Below are 17653 nucleotides of genomic sequence, written 5' to 3'. Positions count from 1 at the left end.
GATCCCCCCTGTAAGGCCCTGAATGTCTGATCTTTCCGCACACACTCCAATGATGCAGCAGTACTGGAAGCTGAAGAACCAGCACCCGGACCAGCTGATGTTCTACCGCATGGGCGACTTCTACGAAATCTTCTACGAAGATGCGAAGAAAGCCGCAAAACTGCTGGACATCACGCTGACCGCGCGCGGTCAGTCGGCCGGCCAGTCCATCCCCATGTGCGGAATTCCGTTCCATTCCTTGGAGGGCTACCTGGCCAAGCTGGTCAAGCTGGGCGAATCGGTGGTGATCTGCGAGCAGATCGGCGACCCGGCAACCAGCAAGGGCCCGGTCGAGCGGCAGGTGGTGAGGATCATCACGCCAGGCACGGTCAGTGACGAAGCACTGCTCGATGAACGACGCGACAACCTGATCGCCGCCCTGTTGGGCGATGAGCGCCTGTTCGGCCTGGCGGTGCTGGACATCACCAGCGGTAACTTCAGCGTGCAGGAAATCAAAGGCTGGGAAAGCCTGCTGGCCGAGCTCGAGCGGCTGAACCCGGTCGAGCTGCTGATCCCCGACGACTGGCCGCGCGACCTGCCCGCCGAGAAACGGCCCGGCGCACGCCGCCGCGCGCCGTGGGACTTTGACCGCGACTCTGCACGCAAAGCGCTATGCCAGCAGTTTGCGACCAAGGACCTCAAGGGCTTTGGCTGTGACAAGCTGACCCTGGCCATCGGCGCCGCCGGATGCCTGCTGACTTATGCCAAGGAAACCCAGCGCACTGCCCTGCCGCATCTGCGCAGCCTGCGCCACGAGCGCCTGGACGACACAGTGATCCTCGACGGCGCCAGCCGTCGCAACCTGGAACTGGACATCAACCTGGCCGGCGGCCGCGACAACACCCTGCAATCGGTCGTCGACCGCTGCCAGACCGCGATGGCCAGCCGCTTGCTGAGCCGTTGGCTGAATCGGCCGTTGCGCGACCTCAAGGTGCTGCAGGCCCGCCAGGACTCGATTCGCTGCCTGCTCGATGGCTATCGCTTCGAGAAACTGCAGCCGCAGCTCAAGGAAATCGGTGACATCGAGCGCATCCTGGCGCGTATCGGCCTGCGCAATGCCCGCCCGCGCGATCTGGCGCGGCTGCGCGATGCCTTGGGTGCCCTGCCCGAGCTGCAGAACGCCATGACCGAACTGGAGGCGCCGCACCTGGCGCGTCTGGCCGCCATCACCGGCACCTACCCTGAGCTCGCCAGCCTGCTCGAGCGCGCCATCATCGACAATCCGCCTGCGGTCATCCGCGATGGCGGCGTGCTCAAGGCTGGCTACGACAACGACCTGGACGATCTACTGGCGATCAGCGAGAACGCCGGGCAATTCCTGATCGACCTGGAAGCGCGAGAAAAAGCCCGCACCGGCCTGGCCAACCTCAAGGTCGGCTACAACCGCGTGCATGGCTACTTCATCGAGCTGCCGACCAAGCAGGCCGAACAGGCGCCTGGCGACTACATTCGCCGCCAGACCCTCAAAGGCGCCGAACGCTTCATCACGCCAGAGCTCAAGGCTTTCGAGGACAAGGCCTTGTCGGCCAAGAGCCGTGCCCTGGCGCGGGAAAAGATGCTCTACGATGCGCTGCTCGAAACCCTCATCAGTCATCTGGCGCCGCTGCAAGACAGTGCCGCCGCGCTGGCCGAGCTGGATGTGCTGAGCAACCTGGCCGAACGTGCGCTCAACCTGGATCTGAACTGCCCGCGCTTCACCGATGAGCCATGCCTGCGTATCGAGCAGGGCCGCCACCCGGTGGTCGAGCAGGTGCTGACCACGCCATTCGTGGCCAACGACCTAAGTCTGGACAACAGCACGCGCATGCTGATCATCACCGGTCCGAACATGGGCGGTAAGTCCACGTACATGCGCCAGACCGCACTGATCGTGCTGCTGGCACACATCGGCAGCTTCGTGCCTGCTGCCAGCTGCGAGCTGTCGCTGGTCGATCGCATTTTCACCCGGATCGGATCGAGCGATGACTTGGCAGGCGGGCGCTCGACGTTCATGGTCGAGATGAGCGAGACCGCCAACATCCTGCACAATGCCACCGATCGCAGCCTGGTGCTGATGGACGAAGTCGGCCGCGGCACCAGCACCTTCGACGGTCTGTCGCTGGCCTGGGCAGCTGCCGAGCGCTTGGCCCAGGTGCGCGCCTACACGCTGTTCGCCACCCACTACTTCGAACTCACCGTGCTGCCTGAGAGCGAGCCGCTGGTAGCCAACGTGCACCTCAACGCCACCGAACACGACGAACGCATCGTCTTCCTGCACCACGTGCTGCCTGGCCCTGCCAGCCAGAGTTACGGCCTGGCGGTGGCGCAACTGGCCGGTGTGCCGGCAGCGGTGATCCTGCGCGCGCGCGAGCATCTGGGCCGTCTGGAAACCACCAGCCTGCCCCGTGAAGCACCGGTGACCAAAAAAACCAAGGACGAGCCCCTGGTACCGCATCAAAGCGACTTGTTCGCCAGCCTGCCGCATCCCGCCATCGACACCTTGGGCAAGCTCAATCTCGATGACATGACCCCGCGTCAAGCTATCGAAATGCTATATCAACTAAAGAACCTGTTATAACGGCGCCCACAACAAGCTGTTAGAATCCGCCGCGGTTTGCTGGTGCTGCAGGTTATTAGCCTGGCCTGCAGCCACTTACCCGTAAACCGCGCGGCCCCGAGAGGAAGGGCCGCCGCCGTCGCCTGAGGAGAGAACTAGAAATGACCTTCGTCGTCACCGACAACTGCATCAAATGCAAATACACCGACTGCGTGGAAGTCTGTCCGGTGGACTGCTTCTACGAAGGCCCGAACTTCCTGGTGATTCACCCGGACGAGTGCATCGACTGCGCACTGTGCGAGCCTGAATGCCCAGCCCAGGCGATTTTCTCGGAAGACGAGATTCCGGCTGGCATGGAAAACTTCATCGAGCTTAATGCCGAGCTGGCTGAGATCTGGCCAAACATCACCGAGCGTAAGGACGCCCTGCCCGACGCAGAAGAGTGGGATGGCAAGCCAGGCAAGATTGCCGACCTGCAGCGCTAAGCGCCCAGATACAGAAAAGGCCCGCAACGGGCCTTTTTCCTTTTCGTGCAGGCAAAAAAAAGGGGCGGTTTGACCCGCCCACATTTTTTCCGTAGTCCCTGCTTGTCCCAAACATCGTCCTGATGAAATCGCGTCGTGCGATGTCCCTGGCTTTCTCCCTGAAGGCCTGTGCATGTCCGTGTGCACAGTTCGAATACTAGCGAGTTCCCCGTGGCTGGCAAACCTACAGATCTCACAAGATATTGCCAGGAACACATTTCCACATATCCAAAATAGCTAGCATTTTCAATATGATACGAATATCTAACAGATGGGAACGGCTTTTATTTACTGCTAGTTACACTGATGGCTTACAACATTCGTAAGCAATGGCTTACATGCAATGCATCAGCGGTAGCGCTGTTCACAGTACGCGGTTCTCTCGCAACAGCGCGCGATGACAGGCTCAGATCCCAGAAACAACAACGCCCCGTCTGTACGGGGCGTTTGGCGCTGCGAGACAAACCGCTATTGGAACAGCGACTCGCTGGACAAGCCGTTCTTCTCGAGGATCTCACGCAGACGCTTGAGGCCCTCGACCTGGATCTGCCGCACGCGTTCACGGGTCAGGCCAATCTCAAGCCCTACGTCCTCCAACGTGCTGCTTTCATGCCCGCGCAGGCCGAAGCGGCGCACTACCACCTCACGTTGCTTGTCGGTCAGCTCACCCAGCCACTGGTCGATGCTCTGGGACAGGTCATCGTCTTGCAGCAACTCGCAGGGATCGGTTGGGCGATCATCAGTCAAGGTGTCGAGCAGCGTCTTGTCGGAGTCCGGGCCGAGCGATACATCCACCGAAGAGACGCGTTCATTGAGGCCGAGCATGCGCTTGACCTCGGCGACGGGCTTTTCCAGCAGTGTGGCGATTTCTTCCGGAGACGGCTCGTGATCGAGCTTCTGAGTCAGCTCGCGGGCTGCGCGCAGGTAAACGTTCAGTTCCTTGACCACGTGAATCGGTAGGCGGATGGTGCGGGTCTGGTTCATGATCGCCCGCTCGATGGTCTGGCGAATCCACCAGGTCGCATAGGTCGAGAAGCGGAAACCGCGTTCGGGGTCAAATTTTTCGACTGCGCGGATCAGGCCCAAATTGCCTTCTTCGATCAGATCGAGCAGGGACAGGCCGCGGTTGACGTAGCGACGTGCGATTTTCACTACCAGGCGCAGGTTGCTTTCGATCATGCGCTTGCGACCGGCAGGATCACCCTTCTGCGACAAGCGGGCGAAATGCACTTCCTCCTCGGGAGAAAGCAGCGGCGAGAAGCCGATTTCGTTGAGGTACAGCTGCGTGGCGTCCAGCGCCCGACTGTAATCGATATACTTGTGTTGCTTGAGCGAAGAGCCCGATTTGGCTCTGGTCCGAACCGAAGGTACAGCAGGTTCGTCTGACACCACATCCGTTTCCAAAACGATGCCCGTCTCCATCAGGAGGACGTCATCGTCGATGTCAAACTCCGGCGCTTCTTTATTGAGAGCCATTGTTATAGTCCTTTGCTGAGTTCGAACTCAGACTCTTGCGACGCCTGGATCCCTGGCAGCGCAGAAGCCTGTCCCCTCTACGTCCGAGGAACAGGCGGGTACAACGATCAACGACGTGGCAGGAACTGGAGCGGATCGACGGGTTTGCCCTGGCGGCGAATCTCGAAATGCAACTTCACCCGATCAGTGCCCGTGGACCCCATTTCAGCAATCGACTGCCCTGCTTTGACCTGCTGCCCCTCCCGAACCAACAGCCTGCGGTTGTGACCGTAGGCACTGACGTAGGTATCGCTGTGCTTGATGATGATCAGTTCGCCGTAGCCCCTCAAGCCACTCCCGGCGTAGACCACTGTACCACCTGACGCAGCAAAAACAGGCTGTCCCAAATCACCGGCGATATCAATGCCTTTATTCAAACTACCGTTTGAAGCGAATTTTCCAATCAGCACCCCATTGGCAGGCCATGTCCAACCGCCCACCGCCCGCTCTGCGGCGGGCACCGTGGTAACCACCGTAGTAGGCGCTGCGGGTGAAGTTGACGCCGGCTTCGTGCCGCTGGCGGGGGTGCCGATAGCCGTTCCTGCCGGGCGACGAGTGACCGTGGTCTTGCTCGACGACGATGGGCTGGAGACGACCGTGGTGGTGCCGGTCGAACCGCTGCTGAAACGAATCGCCTGGCCTGGACGAATGGTGTATGGAGCACCTATGCCATTGCGGGCAGCCAGCTCCTTGTAATCCCAGCCATAGCGAAAGGCGATCGAGAACAAGGTGTCGCCAGGTTTGACGATGTACTGACCGGAAGTCACTGTCGGGCGCTTGGGCGTTGCGCTGCGGTCGACCACGCGCGCGCCGCTGGAGCCTGTGCTGGAGCAGCCTGTAAGCAGCGTACCCATGGCGAACACAATCACCAGAAGCTTGAAAGCCCAGCGATCTTTGCGCTGCCCAATGACTGTATGCCCCACCCGCGCTCCCCTCATGGTGCCGAAAACGAAAAGACGATCTAATGCAATATTGTTGCATTATAACCAAGCCAGACGGCATTGGCAGGGCCAGGGCCCCGCCAGATAGACCGGGCCTTGGCGCAGGAATTCGTTACAGCTGAAAATTTCCTGGACGATCAGGCCAGCGGGCCGTTCAGCAGAGGTACGAAACGCACCGCGCCCAGCACCCGCCGCGAGAAGCCATGCTCCTCGCGTACGATCAGCATCAGCTGCTGCACCTCACCGGCGGGGCCGACTGGAATCACCATGCGGCCACCTGGGGCCAGCTGGTCGAGCAGCGCCTGCGGCACCTCGGCGGCTACCGCAGTGACGATGATGCCGTTGTACGGCGCCAGGGCCTGCCAGCCGTCGCAGCCATCGCCCCAGCGAAACACCACGTTGCGCAGGTTCAATTCGACCAGGCGCTCCTTGGCGCGATCCTGCAGGACCTTGATCCGCTCCACCGAGAACACGCGCTCGACCAGCTGGGCCAGAATCGCGGTCTGGTAGCCGGAGCCAGTACCAATCTCCAGCACCTTGTCCAACGGCCCTGCTTCAAGCAGCAGCTCGCTCATGTGCGCCACCATGAACGGCTGGGAGATCGTCTGGTTGTGCCCGATGGGCAGCGCGGTGTCTTCGTAGGCGCGATGGGCCAGCGCTTCGTCGACGAACAGGTGACGCGGCGTCCGGCGAATGACGTCGAGCACCTTGGGGTTCGATACCCCTTCTTCGCACAGGCGCTGGATCAAGCGCTCGCGGGTCCGTTGGGAAGTCATGCCGATGCCACCACGGCGCTGCAGATCGTCCTGGTCACGCATCAGAGCAGGCCCTCCAGCCAACCGTCGAGCTGCTCGAAGGCGTCGTTGAAGGTGCGGTCGAGCTGCAACGGCGTGATCGACACGTAGCCCTGCATGACCGCGTGGAAATCGGTGCCCGGCCCGCCATCCTCGGCATCGCCAGCCACCGCGATCCAGTAACCTTCCTTGCCGCGCGGGTTGACCACCTTGGTCGGCGCCGCCGCCCGGGCGCGGTGGCCGAGACGGGTGAGCTGGATGCCGCGGATATGGGCCAGCGGCAAGTTGGGAATATTGACGTTGAGCACGGTGCGCGGCGGCAGGTGCAGGCGCGGCAGGGCTTCGACCAATCGACGCGCAATGTGGGCAGCGCTGGGCAGGTTGTCGGGCGAGCGTGACACCAGCGAGAACGCCAGTGAGGTGTCGCCGAGAAAACGCCCCTCCAATGCAGCGGCGACCGTGCCGGAGTAAATCACGTCGTCCCCGAGGTTGGCCCCCAGGTTGATGCCCGACACCACCAGGTCGATCGGGTCCGGCAATAGGCCGTTGAGCCCCAGGTGCACGCAATCGGTCGGCGTGCCATTGAGGCTGATGAAGCCGTTGGCAAGCGTCTGCGGGTGCAGCGGCCGATCCAGCGTCAGCGAGCTGCCGGCGCCGCTCTTGTCTTGGTCCGGGGCGATCACCACGCACTCGGCATAATCCTTCAGCGCACCGTGCAGCGCGGCGAGGCCCGGTGCTGTCACACCGTCGTCATTTGAAATCAGAATACGCATGGGCTGTCCGTCTGCCCTGCCGGCACCAGATCGACGAGTTCGCGCACCACCACGGTGGCGAAGCATCCGGCCGGAAGGACGAATTCCAGTTGCAGGATATCAGGCTCAGGATAATGCCACGTCAGCCCGCCAATAGGGAGCCGCAGGATGCGCCGTTCGTGACTCATGCCCGCATACGCGAGCCAGTCGCACAATGCCTGGTTGCGTGCACCGATCGCGGTTTCCAGTGCCAAGGTCGCGCCGCCAGCGGGCGACGGGCCTTCGCCCCACATCGGACCGGTGGGGTGCAAATCGAGAATTCCCAGGCGCGGATCAGAACACTCCTGCTCACCTGCCGGGAAAAAACTACGGCTGTCGGTGAATGCCAAGAGGTCGCCGACCTGCGCCCGCTGCCAGCTGCCGTCGGCCACGCGCGCAGCCAGCAGCTGGTTGAATACATAGCTGCGGGCCGCCGAGAGCAGACGCGAGCGCACGTTGCGTTGTTCGGGCAGTGCCTTGCGCGTGGCCCAGTCGAGCGCATCGTGGACGTTGCCGCCCAGGTGGCCAAAGCGCTGACTGCCGAAATAGTTGGGCACGCCGTGCTGCTTGAGCGATTCAAGGCGCTGGTCGAGGGCCTTGTGATCGGCGCCAAGGCCGGTCAAGCGCAGGGTAAAACCGTTGGCCGAATGGGCACCGCGTTGCAGCTTGCGCTGGTGACGCACCTGCTTGAGTACCCGCAAGGTGGCATCCTCGGCGCGCGACAGGTCGGGGTCGGCCTTGCCCGGCAGGTGCAGGCTGAACCATTGCCGGGTCAGGGCCTGACGGTCCTTGAGCCCGGCATAGCTGATGGCGCGCACCGGCACGCCGGCAGCGCGCGCCAGGCGCCGAGCAGCTTCCTCGGTATTGAGGTCGCGCTTTTCCACCCATAGCCACAGATGCTCGCCCTGGCCTGAAAGCGGGATGTCCAGCACTTCGTCGACCTGAAAGTCGTCGGCCACGGCTTTGAGCACGGCCGTGCCCAATGCCTCGCCCGATGCCCGTGGGCCCAGCAGTTCCTGTTCGGTCATGCTGTGAGCAGCAGGGCGACAGCGTGCACGGCGATGCCCTCCTCCCGGCCGGTGAAGCCGAGCTTCTCGGTGGTGGTGGCCTTGACGTTGACCTGGTCGAGCTCGACCTGCAGGTCCTGGGCAATCAGCTGCCGCATGGTGTCGATATGCGGCGCCATCTTGGGGGCCTGGGCGACGATGGTGGCGTCGACGTTGCCCACGCGCCAGCCCTTGGCGTGGATGATGCCGATGACATGGCGCAGCAGCACGCGGCTGTCGGCGCCCTCGAACTGTGGGTCGGTGTCGGGAAAATGCTTGCCGATGTCCCCCAGCGCCGCAGCGCCGAGCAAGGCATCGCTCAACGCGTGCAGCAGCACGTCGCCATCGGAATGGGCCAGCAGGCCGTATTTATGGGAAATTCGCACCCCACCCAGGGTAATGAAATCACCGTCGCAGAAACGGTGCACATCGTAGCCGTGGCCAATACGCATAAAAAAAGCCCTGATTGAGACAGGGCCTGATTCTACCTGCATTTGCAGCTGCAAGCTGCAAGGCGAGCTGCAAGCTAGAAGCTAGAAGTAAAAGCGGATCTGATTCCACTTGCAGCTTGTAGCATGCGGCTTGCAGCTTGCCACCTCCTAGAGCCGGCCGAGCGCCATGGCGTGATGGCGCAGGTGTTCATCGATGAAACTGGCGATGAAGTAATAGCTATGGTCGTAGCCCGGCTGCAGGCGCAGAGTCAGCTCGTGGCCGCCTTTACGGGCGGCCTGTTCCAGCGCCTCGGGTTTGAGCTGCTTCTCCAGGAAATCATCGCGGTCGCCCTGGTCGACCAACAGCGGCGGGCAGGCGCCCGATGCAGTCTCGGCGAGCAACACGCTGGCATCCCACTCGCGCCAGCGGGCGCGATCTTCACCGAGGAAGCGACTGAAGGCCTTCTCGCCCCACGGGCAATCCATCGGGTTGCTGATCGGCGAGAACGCCGACACCGAGCGATAGCGACCGGGGTTGCGCAAAGCGCACACCAATGCACCATGGCCGCCCATGGAGTGGCCGCTGATACTGCGCTGCTCCGAGGCCGGGAAGTGCGCCTCGATCAACGCCGGCAACTCTTGCACTACATAGTCATGCATCCGGTAGTGCTGCGCCCACGGCTGTTGCGTGGCATTGAGATAGAACCCGGCGCCGAGGCCGAAGTCCCACGCGCCATCCGGATCGCCCGGCACCTGCTCGCCACGCGGGCTGGTGTCGGGCGCGACGATGATCAGGCCAAGCTCGGCAGCCAGGCGCTGGGCGCCGGCCTTCTGCATGAAATTCTCATCGGTACAGGTCAGCCCGCTCAGCCAGTACAGCACCGGCAGCTTGGCGCCCTGCTCGGCCTGTGGAGGCAGATAGACCGCGAACACCATGTCACAACCCAGCACCTTGGAGTGATGCCGGTAACGCTTGTGCCAGCCACCGAAACTTTTCTGGCAGGAGATGTTATCCAGGCTCATGGCAACCTCAGAAATGGATGACGCTACGAATGCTCTGGCCTTCATGCATCAGGTCGAATGCCTTGTTGATGTCTTCCAGGCCCATGGTATGGGTGATGAAGGTATCCAGCGGGATCTCGCCCTTCTCCGACATTTCCACATAGCTCGGCAGCTCGCTGCGCCCGCGCACACCGCCGAACGCCGAACCCCGCCAGACGCGACCGGTGACCAGCTGGAACGGACGGGTGGCGATTTCCTGGCCGGCACCGGCAACACCGATGATCACCGACTCGCCCCAGCCCTTGTGGCAGCATTCCAGGGCAGCGCGCATCAACTGCACGTTGCCGATACATTCGAACGAGAAGTCCACGCCGCCATCGGTCAGGTCGACGATCACTTCCTGAATCGGGCGGTCGTAGTCCTTCGGGTTGATGCAGTCGGTGGCGCCGAGCTGACGGGCGATTTCGAACTTGGCTGGGTTGATGTCGATGGCGATGATGCGCGCAGCCTTGGCCTTGACCGCACCGATCACCGCCGACAAGCCGATGCCGCCCAGGCCGAAGATGGCGACGGTGTCACCTGGCTTGACCTTGGCCGTGTTGAGCACCGCGCCAATCCCTGTCGTTACGCCACAGCCCAGCAGACACACTTTCTCCAGCGGTGCTTCCTTCTGAATCTTGGCAACCGAGATCTCCGGCAGCACGGTGTATTCGGAGAAGGTCGAGGTACCCATGTAGTGGAACAACTGCTGGCCTTCGTAAGAGAAGCGCGTGGTGCCGTCAGGCATCAGCCCCTTGCCCTGGGTCGCACGAATGGCCTGGCACAGGTTGGTCTTGCCGGACAGGCAGAATTTGCACTTGCCGCACTCTGGGGTGTACAGCGGAATGACGTGATCGCCGACAGCCACCGACGTCACCCCTTCGCCCACGGCTTCGACGATCGCACCGCCTTCATGCCCGAGGATCGAGGGGAAGATGCCCTCTGGGTCCGCACCGGACAGGGTGTAGGCATCGGTGTGGCAGACACCGCTGGCGACCACGCGCAGCAGCACTTCACCGGCCTTGGGCATGGCGACGTCGACTTCGACGATTTCCAGGGGTTTCTTGGCCTCGAAGGCAACGGCAGCGCGGGACTTGATCATCACGGGGGTCTCCAATTGGACAACATTTGGATCTGCAGTGTAATCCAGGCACATTTGATGAATAATCAGGCCAAAGCCAAAACATTATTGCCGTACAGGGATAATCAATGAGTCACCGATGGGAGGGTATCGATGAGTTTGTGGCGGTCGCCGAGTCTGGCCAGTTCACCGCAGCAGCCGAGCGCTTGGGCGTGTCGTCATCGCACATCAGCCGGCAGATCGCCCGGCTTGAAGAGCGCCTGCAAACCCGACTGCTCTATCGCAGCACCCGGCGCGTAACCCTGAGCGAAGCCGGGCAGACTTTTCTTCAGCACTGCCAACGGTTGCAGGACGGTCGCGAGGAAGCGCTGCGGGCGATGGGCGATCTGGCCAGTGAACCCAAGGGGCTGTTGCGCATGACTTGCGCCGTGGCCTACGGCGAGCGCTTCATCGTGCCACTGGTAACGCGCTTCATGGCGCTGTATCCGCAGTTGCGCGTCGAGGTCGAACTGAGTAACCGGACCTTGGACTTGCTGCACGAGGGCATGGACCTGGCTATTCGCCTCGGCCGCCTGGCCGATTCGCGACTGGTGGCATCACGTCTTGCCCCCCGGCGCATGTACGTGTGCGCATCGCCCGCCTACCTGGAACGTTACGGGCGCCCTCACAGCCTGTCGGAGCTGGCCCGTCACAACTGCCTGATCGGGAGCTCGGACTTATGGGCCTTGCAACAGGACGGCCGCGAGATCAGTCAACGGGTGCAGGGCAACTGGCGCTGCAACAGCGGCCAGGCAGTGCTGGACGCGGCGCTGCTGGGCATGGGCTTGTGTCAGTTGCCGGATTACTACGTGCGTGAGCACCTGCGCAGCGGCGCTTTGGTGTCGCTGCTGGAAAGCCATCAGCCGCCGAACACAGCGGTGTGGGCGCTGTATCCGCAACAGCGGCACCTGTCGCCGAAAGTCAGGCGCCTGGTGGACTACCTCAAGGAAGGCCTGGCGGGCTTACCCGAATATCGCCAGGCTTGAACTGCAAGCATCGTTGGCAGGCGCACAGAACCTCAGCGGCGCCCCGTCCAGCGTTGGCGCAACCAGTCCAGGTCTTCCGGGCGGGTGACCTTGATATTGTCGCTGCGCCCTTCGACAAGCCTGGGTGCTTGACCCGACCACTCGATGGCCGAAGCCTCGTCGGTGACCGTCACATCGGACACCAGGCTCTCGGCAAGCGCCCGGTGCAACGCGCCCAGACGAAACATCTGCGGCGTGAACGCTTGCCAGATGGTGCTGCGGTCGACGGTGGCCGCGACGCGGCCGCTGGCATCGGCGCGTTTGAGCGTATCGCGCGCGGGGACCGCCAACAGGCCGCCAACCGGATCGTCGGCCAGCTCCAGCAGCAGCTTGTCCAGGTCGCTGCGCGCCAGGTTCGGCCGCGCGGCATCATGCACCAGGACCCAGTCGCTGTCATCGGCACCCTGGGCATGCAGGAGCAACAAGGCATTGAGCACCGAATCGGCACGCTCTGCGCCACCGGCGGCCCGCTGGATGCGCACATCCCTAGCACAGGGCAAGGTGGCCCAGTAGGGATCGTGTTCGGCCACGCTCACCACAACACCCTTGAGCGCAGGGTGATCGAGAAAACAATCGAGGCTGTGTTCGAGAATGGTCTGCCCGGCCAGCTCCAGGTACTGTTTGGGGCGGTCGGCAGCCATGCGGGCACCGATGCCCGCAGCAGGAATGACGGCCCAGAAGGCCGGTAGGGTTTCACTCATTTTTGCGGCAGCTGGAAGAGGGTCTCGCCCTCTTTGACCATCCCCAGTTCATGTCGAGCCCGCTCTTCGACGGTCTCCATACCTTTTTTCAACTCCAGCACCTCGGCATCGAGCACGCGATTACGCTCCAGCAGCCGCTCGTTCTCGGCATGCTGTTCGTCGATCTGCTGCTTGAGCTCGGCCACCTGCGCCAGGCTGCCGTTACCCACCCAGAGGCGGTACTGCAGGCCAGCCAGCAACAGAAGCAGGACAAGGAACAACCAATAGGGACTGCGCATCGAGGTATCCAGGTTAAAGACAGCCGCAGGTGGGCGTCATATAGCACGAAGCCTGGCCGAGGCCAGGCTTCGTCGACAGAAACCCGCATGAAGGGACGAACATTTCAGCGTGAAAGTTCCGCCCGCCTCGGCTGCTGTCTTTTTACCATCTCTTGCTTAGCCGCGAAACTCGGCACGACCACGGTAAACCGCCTTGGCACCCAGCTGCTCTTCGATACGCAGCAGTTGGTTGTACTTGGAAACGCGGTCAGAGCGGCACAGCGAGCCGGTCTTGATCTGGCCCGCAGCGGTACCCACCGCCAGGTCGGCAATGGTCGAGTCTTCGGTTTCACCGGAACGGTGCGAGATCACCGCGGTGTAGCCTGCAGCCTTGGCCATCTGGATGGCTTCCAGGGTCTCGGTCAGCGAACCGATCTGGTTGAACTTGATCAGGATCGAGTTACCGATGCCCTTCTCGATGCCTTCCTTGAGGATCTTGGTGTTGGTGACGAACAGGTCGTCGCCGACCAGTTGCACCTTCTCGCCGATCTTGTCGGTGAGGATCTTCCAACCGGCCCAGTCGGACTCGTCCAGGCCATCTTCGATCGAGATGATCGGGAAGCGCTCGGTCAGGCCCTTGAGGTAGTCGGCGAAGCCTTCGGCGTCGAACGACTTGCCTTCACCGGACAGGCTGTACTTGCCGTCTTCGTAGAATTCGGACGCGGCGCAGTCCAGCGCCAGGGTCACGTCGGTGCCGAGCTTGTAACCGGCTTTCTCGACCGCCTCGGCGATGGCGCCCAGGGCATCCTCGTTGGACGCCAGGTTAGGCGCGAAACCACCTTCGTCACCGACTGCGGTGTTCAGGCCACGGGCCTTGAGCACGGCTTTGAGGTGATGGAAGATTTCCGTGCCCATGCGCAGGCCGTCGGAGAAGGTCTTGGCGCCAACAGGCTGAACCATGAATTCCTGGATGTCGACGTTGTTGTCGGCATGCTCGCCACCGTTGATGATGTTCATCATCGGGACCGGCATCGAGTACTGGCCCGGGGTGCCGTTGAGGTTGGCGATGTGCGCGTACAGCGGCAGGTCCTGGTCCTGAGCAGCAGCCTTGGCGGCAGCCAGCGACACCGCCAGGATGGCGTTGGCGCCCAGCTTGGCCTTGTTCTCGGTACCGTCCAGCTCGATCATGGCACGGTCCAGGGCCTTCTGGTCGGAAGGATCCTTGCCCAGCAGCAGGTCGCGGATCGGGCCGTTGATGTTGCCGACGGCTTTGAGCACGCCCTTGCCCAGGTAACGGCTCTTGTCGCCATCACGCAGCTCCAGCGCTTCGCGCGAGCCGGTGGAAGCACCGGACGGCGCGCAAGCGCTGCCGATGATGCCGTTGTCGAGCAGAACATCGGCTTCCACGGTGGGGTTGCCACGCGAATCGAGAACTTCACGACCTTTGATGTCGACGATTTTTGCCATTGTTGTAAGCACTCCAGAATTGACGAAAACAACGCAGCTTAGGGAATTCTTGTCGTTCACCAGGCGGGAACGCAGCGGGCAGGCCTGGCAGCAGCAACCCCTGACCGAGCGGTCAGGGGTAGATCGGGGCGTACTTTACCCGAGAAATGAGCTTCGCGCGGCTTTAACCGTCGGAAAGCTCGGCAAAGACCGGAAATAATCAGGCCTTGTTCTTCTGCGCCAGCGCCGCCTTGACGAAACCGCTGAACAGCGGATGACCGTCACGTGGGGTCGAGGTGAACTCCGGGTGGAACTGGCAGGCCACGAACCACGGATGATCCTTGGATTCGACCACTTCGACCAGCGCACCGTCCTCGGAGCGGCCGGAGACCAGCAGGCCGGCATCGACCAGCTGTGGCAGCAGGTTGTTGTTGACCTCGTAGCGGTGACGGTGACGCTCGGTGATCACGTCCTTGCCATAGCAATCGTGGACCTTGGAGCCGGCCGCCAGCTGGCAATCCTGCGCACCCAGACGCATGGTGCCGCCCAGGTCAGAGGCTTCGGTACGGGTTTCGACGGCACCGGTGGCGTCAGCCCATTCGGTGATCAGGCCCACTACCGGGTGGCCGCTGTTGCGGTCGAACTCGGTGGAGTTAGCGTCTTTCCAGCCCATCACGTTACGGGCGAACTCGATTACCGCGACCTGCATGCCCAGGCAGATACCCAGGTATGGCACCTTGTTTTCGCGGGCATATTGCACCGCGGTGATCTTGCCTTCGACACCGCGCAGGCCGAAACCACCCGGCACCAGGATGGCATCGGCGCCTTCGAGCAGGCTGGTACCCTGGTTTTCGATGTCTTCGGAGTCGATGTAGCGCAGGTTGACCTTGGTACGGTTGGTGATGCCGGCATGGCTCATCGCTTCGATCAGCGACTTGTAGGCATCGAGCAGCTCCATGTACTTGCCGACCATGGCGATGGTGACTTCCTGCTCAGGGTTGAGCTTGGCGTCCACCACCTTGTCCCACTCGGACAAGTCGGCGCTGTTGCATTGCAGGCCGAAGCGCTCGACGACGAAGTCGTCAAGGCCCTGGGCATGCAGCACGCCTGGGATCTTGTAGATGGTGTCGACGTCTTCCAGCGAAATCACCGCACGCTCTTCGACGTTGGTGAACAGCGCGATCTTGCGCCGGGAGGAGGCATCGACCGGGTGGTCGGAGCGGCAGATCAGCACATCGGGCTGCAGGCCGATCGAACGCAGCTCCTTCACCGAGTGCTGGGTCGGCTTGGTCTTGGTCTCGCCTGCGGTGGCGATGTACGGCACCAGGGTCAGGTGCATCAGCATGGCGCGCTTGGAACCGACTTCGACGCGCAGCTGGCGGATCGCCTCGAGGAATGGCTGCGATTCGATGTCGCCCACGGTACCGCCGATCTCTACCAGGGCCACGTCGGCATCGCCGGCGCCCTTGATGATGCGACGCTTGATCTCGTCGGTGATGTGCGGAATGACCTGGATGGTTGCGCCCAGGTAATCACCCCGGCGCTCCTTGCGCAGCACGTGCTCGTAGATACGGCCGGTGGTGAAGTTGTTGTTCTGGGTCATGGTGGTGCGGATGAACCGCTCGTAGTGACCCAGGTCGAGGTCGGTCTCGGCACCATCGTGGGTGACGAACACTTCACCGTGCTGGAACGGGCTCATGGTGCCCGGATCGACGTTGATGTACGGATCCAGCTTGAGCATGGTGACCTTCAGGCCCCGCGCTTCCAGGATGGCCGCCAGGGAAGCCGAGGCAATGCCTTTCCCCAATGAAGAAACAACACCGCCCGTGACGAATATGTAGCGCGTCATGAAAAACCCTAGAAGTCTGCGTTAAGGCGGTCAGCGCCGCCGGAGAAAGCGAAGGAAGGCCGAAGCCCCCGATCACCTGCGTCAATCACAGTGCATCTCGAAAAACTGCCGCGTCTGTACAGACCAGGGTATCCCCGGCATGGAGCTCGCTCGTCATTTTCAGAATCAGCCCAGCAAAAAACTGCTTGGTAATCGGCAACTGCTGTGTTTCCGGAGGAAGCCACAGAAGCTGTATCAAGAAGGGAGGGTAGTCTACCCGAATGTACCCTTCAGCTCAAACCTTGCGCGTTCGTCGGCGGATCCCAACGGAGCTGGCAATCGGCCTGACCCAGCGCCGGCAGATTGGCCACCGCCAGCAGGCGCTCGCCCTGGTAGAGCAATGGCAGCCGCGGGCGCACGAAGTGCGGCACCTGCAGTTCGTTGAGCAGCCGCTTCAGGTCGCGCCGGCCACGGCCCGGGACGTCCAGCACCTCACCGCCCTGGCGGTAGGCGATGTGCAAGGGGCGCAGGGACTGGCCAGCGATGACGCGCACCTGGCCATTGCCTGGCAAACCCAGCGGCGTGCCGGGGTCGACCCAGGCGTGGCTGCCGCCGACCGGTGACAACCAATCGCCGCTGAGCCACCAGACCCGCCCCTGGCTGCGCACCAGTTGGCCATCGGCCAGGCGCCAGATCGGCTGGGCGTCACCCGCGGCGGCGCACAGGCTTGCCCATCCCGCCCAGTGCCGAGTGTCCGGCAGACGTGAACGCTGGCTCAGCCAATACTGCAAGGCATTGCGTTGACGCGCCGCCGACAAGGCTTTGAGCACGTCCAGGTCCAGCGAATCGATACCCGCCCAGCGCAGCGCGGCGCCCTGCTCTGCCGCAGCCAGGTCGCCCATGGCCAATTCATCGAGCAGGCCGAGCGCTTCGCCAAGGTGCTGGGCACTGCGCGCCAGATTCTGGCTCGCCTGGGGCCAGCGCTGCTGCAGGCGCGGCATCACCTCGCGGCGCAGGTAATTGCGATCGAAACCAAGATCGGCGTTGCTTGGATCCTCGATCCACTGCAATCGATGCGCGCAGGCGTAGTCGTGCAGGCGCTGGCGAGAAGTATCCAGCAATGGCCGGGCCAGATACCCCTGCCCCAAGCTGCGTTGCCCAGGCATTGACGACAGACCTCGCAAGCCAGCTCCGCGCAGCAGCCGCAGGAGCACGGTTTCGGCTTGATCGTCACGGTGCTGGGCGGTGAACAGCACATCACCGGGGCCGAGCAGTTGCTTGAAGGCGGCATAGCGGGCATCGCGCGCAGCCTGTTCACGGCTGGCGCCCGGCCCGACGCGCACAGGAATGACCTGCAGCTCGATGCCGAGCGGGTCACAGATAGCCTGGCAATGCGCGGGCCAGGCATCAGCCGCCGATTGCAGCCCATGATGGATGTGCACGGCGCGCAGCGGGGGTGTTGGGTGATTGCGGGCGTGGTCGGCCAGAAGGTGCAGAAGGACGGTGGAGTCAAGGCCCCCGGAGAAGGCGATGTACCAGGCGGGGGCATGAAGCCAGGGGGTGAGGTTGATCATTGACGCCTCACTTGGCGGCAGCTTGCCGGGGGCCGCGTGCGACC

16 protein-coding genes are annotated in these 17653 nt (G+C 62.6%); 3 read left to right on the top strand and 13 right to left on the bottom strand.

Annotated features, from left to right (window positions below):
• Nucleotides 1-22 precede the first annotated feature (22 nt).
• Both mutS and fdxA read left to right on the top strand, forming a co-directional pair.
• On the top strand, nucleotides 23-2596 hold the full coding sequence (mutS, locus tag ACLEJW_RS02445) for a DNA mismatch repair protein MutS (RefSeq protein WP_440776938.1): 2574 nt from the start codon (nucleotides 23-25) through the stop codon (nucleotides 2594-2596).
• 140 nt (nucleotides 2597-2736) lie between these two features.
• Entirely contained in the window at nucleotides 2737-3060 is a 324-nt protein-coding gene (fdxA, locus tag ACLEJW_RS02440) for a ferredoxin FdxA (protein ID WP_145185797.1), read from the top strand.
• 507 nt (nucleotides 3061-3567) lie between these two features.
• Here the strand turns inward: fdxA and rpoS are convergent.
• From rpoS to ACLEJW_RS02400, 8 genes are all read right to left on the bottom strand, one after another.
• Nucleotides 3568-4575, bottom strand: coding sequence for an RNA polymerase sigma factor RpoS (rpoS, locus tag ACLEJW_RS02435; protein ID WP_008099655.1), 1008 nt, complete (start codon nucleotides 4573-4575; stop codon nucleotides 3568-3570).
• A gap of 107 nt (nucleotides 4576-4682) precedes the next feature.
• Complete coding sequence (locus tag ACLEJW_RS02430; RefSeq protein WP_313644659.1) at nucleotides 4683-5537, bottom strand: peptidoglycan DD-metalloendopeptidase family protein; 855 nt, start codon at nucleotides 5535-5537, stop codon at nucleotides 4683-4685.
• A gap of 155 nt (nucleotides 5538-5692) precedes the next feature.
• Entirely contained in the window at nucleotides 5693-6331 is a 639-nt protein-coding gene (locus ACLEJW_RS02425) for a protein-L-isoaspartate(D-aspartate) O-methyltransferase (RefSeq protein WP_178108310.1), read from the bottom strand.
• 41 nt (nucleotides 6332-6372) lie between these two features.
• Nucleotides 6373-7122: a 5'/3'-nucleotidase SurE gene (gene surE, locus ACLEJW_RS02420; protein ID WP_440776937.1), complete on the bottom strand. Its 750-nt coding sequence runs from the start codon at nucleotides 7120-7122 to the stop codon at nucleotides 6373-6375.
• Nucleotides 7110-8168, bottom strand: coding sequence for a tRNA pseudouridine(13) synthase TruD (gene truD / locus ACLEJW_RS02415; protein ID WP_145185787.1), 1059 nt, complete (start codon nucleotides 8166-8168; stop codon nucleotides 7110-7112). Before truD ends, surE begins: the two co-directional genes overlap by 13 nt.
• On the bottom strand, nucleotides 8165-8638 hold the full coding sequence (gene ispF, locus ACLEJW_RS02410) for a 2-C-methyl-D-erythritol 2,4-cyclodiphosphate synthase (protein WP_440776936.1): 474 nt from the start codon (nucleotides 8636-8638) through the stop codon (nucleotides 8165-8167). The genes truD and ispF overlap by 4 nt, the downstream gene beginning before the upstream one ends.
• Before the next feature lie 147 nt (nucleotides 8639-8785).
• Nucleotides 8786-9640, bottom strand: a complete 855-nt coding sequence (fghA, locus tag ACLEJW_RS02405) for an S-formylglutathione hydrolase (protein WP_145185780.1) — start codon at nucleotides 9638-9640, stop codon at nucleotides 8786-8788.
• A gap of 7 nt (nucleotides 9641-9647) precedes the next feature.
• Entirely contained in the window at nucleotides 9648-10760 is a 1113-nt protein-coding gene (locus ACLEJW_RS02400) for an S-(hydroxymethyl)glutathione dehydrogenase/class III alcohol dehydrogenase (RefSeq protein WP_313297416.1), read from the bottom strand.
• A 107-nt stretch (nucleotides 10761-10867) separates the two neighbouring features.
• Between ACLEJW_RS02400 and ACLEJW_RS02395 the strand changes: the two genes are divergently transcribed.
• Complete coding sequence (locus tag ACLEJW_RS02395) at nucleotides 10868-11764, top strand: LysR substrate-binding domain-containing protein (RefSeq protein WP_145185774.1); 897 nt, start codon at nucleotides 10868-10870, stop codon at nucleotides 11762-11764.
• Between the two features lie 32 nt (nucleotides 11765-11796).
• Here ACLEJW_RS02395 and ispD read toward each other — a convergent pair whose 3' ends face one another.
• The 5 genes from ispD to tilS form a co-directional block, all read right to left on the bottom strand.
• Entirely contained in the window at nucleotides 11797-12504 is a 708-nt protein-coding gene (gene ispD, locus ACLEJW_RS02390) for a 2-C-methyl-D-erythritol 4-phosphate cytidylyltransferase (RefSeq protein WP_145185771.1), read from the bottom strand.
• Nucleotides 12501-12782 (bottom strand): cell division protein FtsB, encoded by a 282-nt coding sequence (gene ftsB, locus ACLEJW_RS02385; protein ID WP_145185768.1) that lies wholly within the window; start codon nucleotides 12780-12782, stop codon nucleotides 12501-12503. The genes ispD and ftsB overlap by 4 nt, the downstream gene beginning before the upstream one ends.
• 156 nt (nucleotides 12783-12938) lie before the next feature.
• Nucleotides 12939-14228, bottom strand: a complete 1290-nt coding sequence (eno, locus tag ACLEJW_RS02380; RefSeq protein ID WP_313297424.1) for a phosphopyruvate hydratase — start codon at nucleotides 14226-14228, stop codon at nucleotides 12939-12941.
• Between the two features lie 199 nt (nucleotides 14229-14427).
• Nucleotides 14428-16056 carry a CTP synthase gene (locus ACLEJW_RS02375; protein ID WP_145185762.1) on the bottom strand — a complete coding sequence of 543 codons (1629 nt, stop codon included), beginning with the start codon at nucleotides 16054-16056 and terminating at the stop codon, nucleotides 14428-14430.
• 269 nt (nucleotides 16057-16325) lie between these two features.
• Complete coding sequence (gene tilS / locus ACLEJW_RS02370; protein WP_440776935.1) at nucleotides 16326-17609, bottom strand: tRNA lysidine(34) synthetase TilS; 1284 nt, start codon at nucleotides 17607-17609, stop codon at nucleotides 16326-16328.
• Nucleotides 17610-17653: the final 44 nt, after the last annotated feature.

Origin of the sequence: Pseudomonas sp. SMSB3 (assembly GCF_052041965.1) — a bacterium.
Classification (GTDB): Bacteria; Pseudomonadota; Gammaproteobacteria; order Pseudomonadales; family Pseudomonadaceae; genus Aquipseudomonas.
The sequence above is the reverse complement of the archived record's forward strand: the minus strand, read 5'-3'. Positions and strand labels throughout refer to the sequence as shown.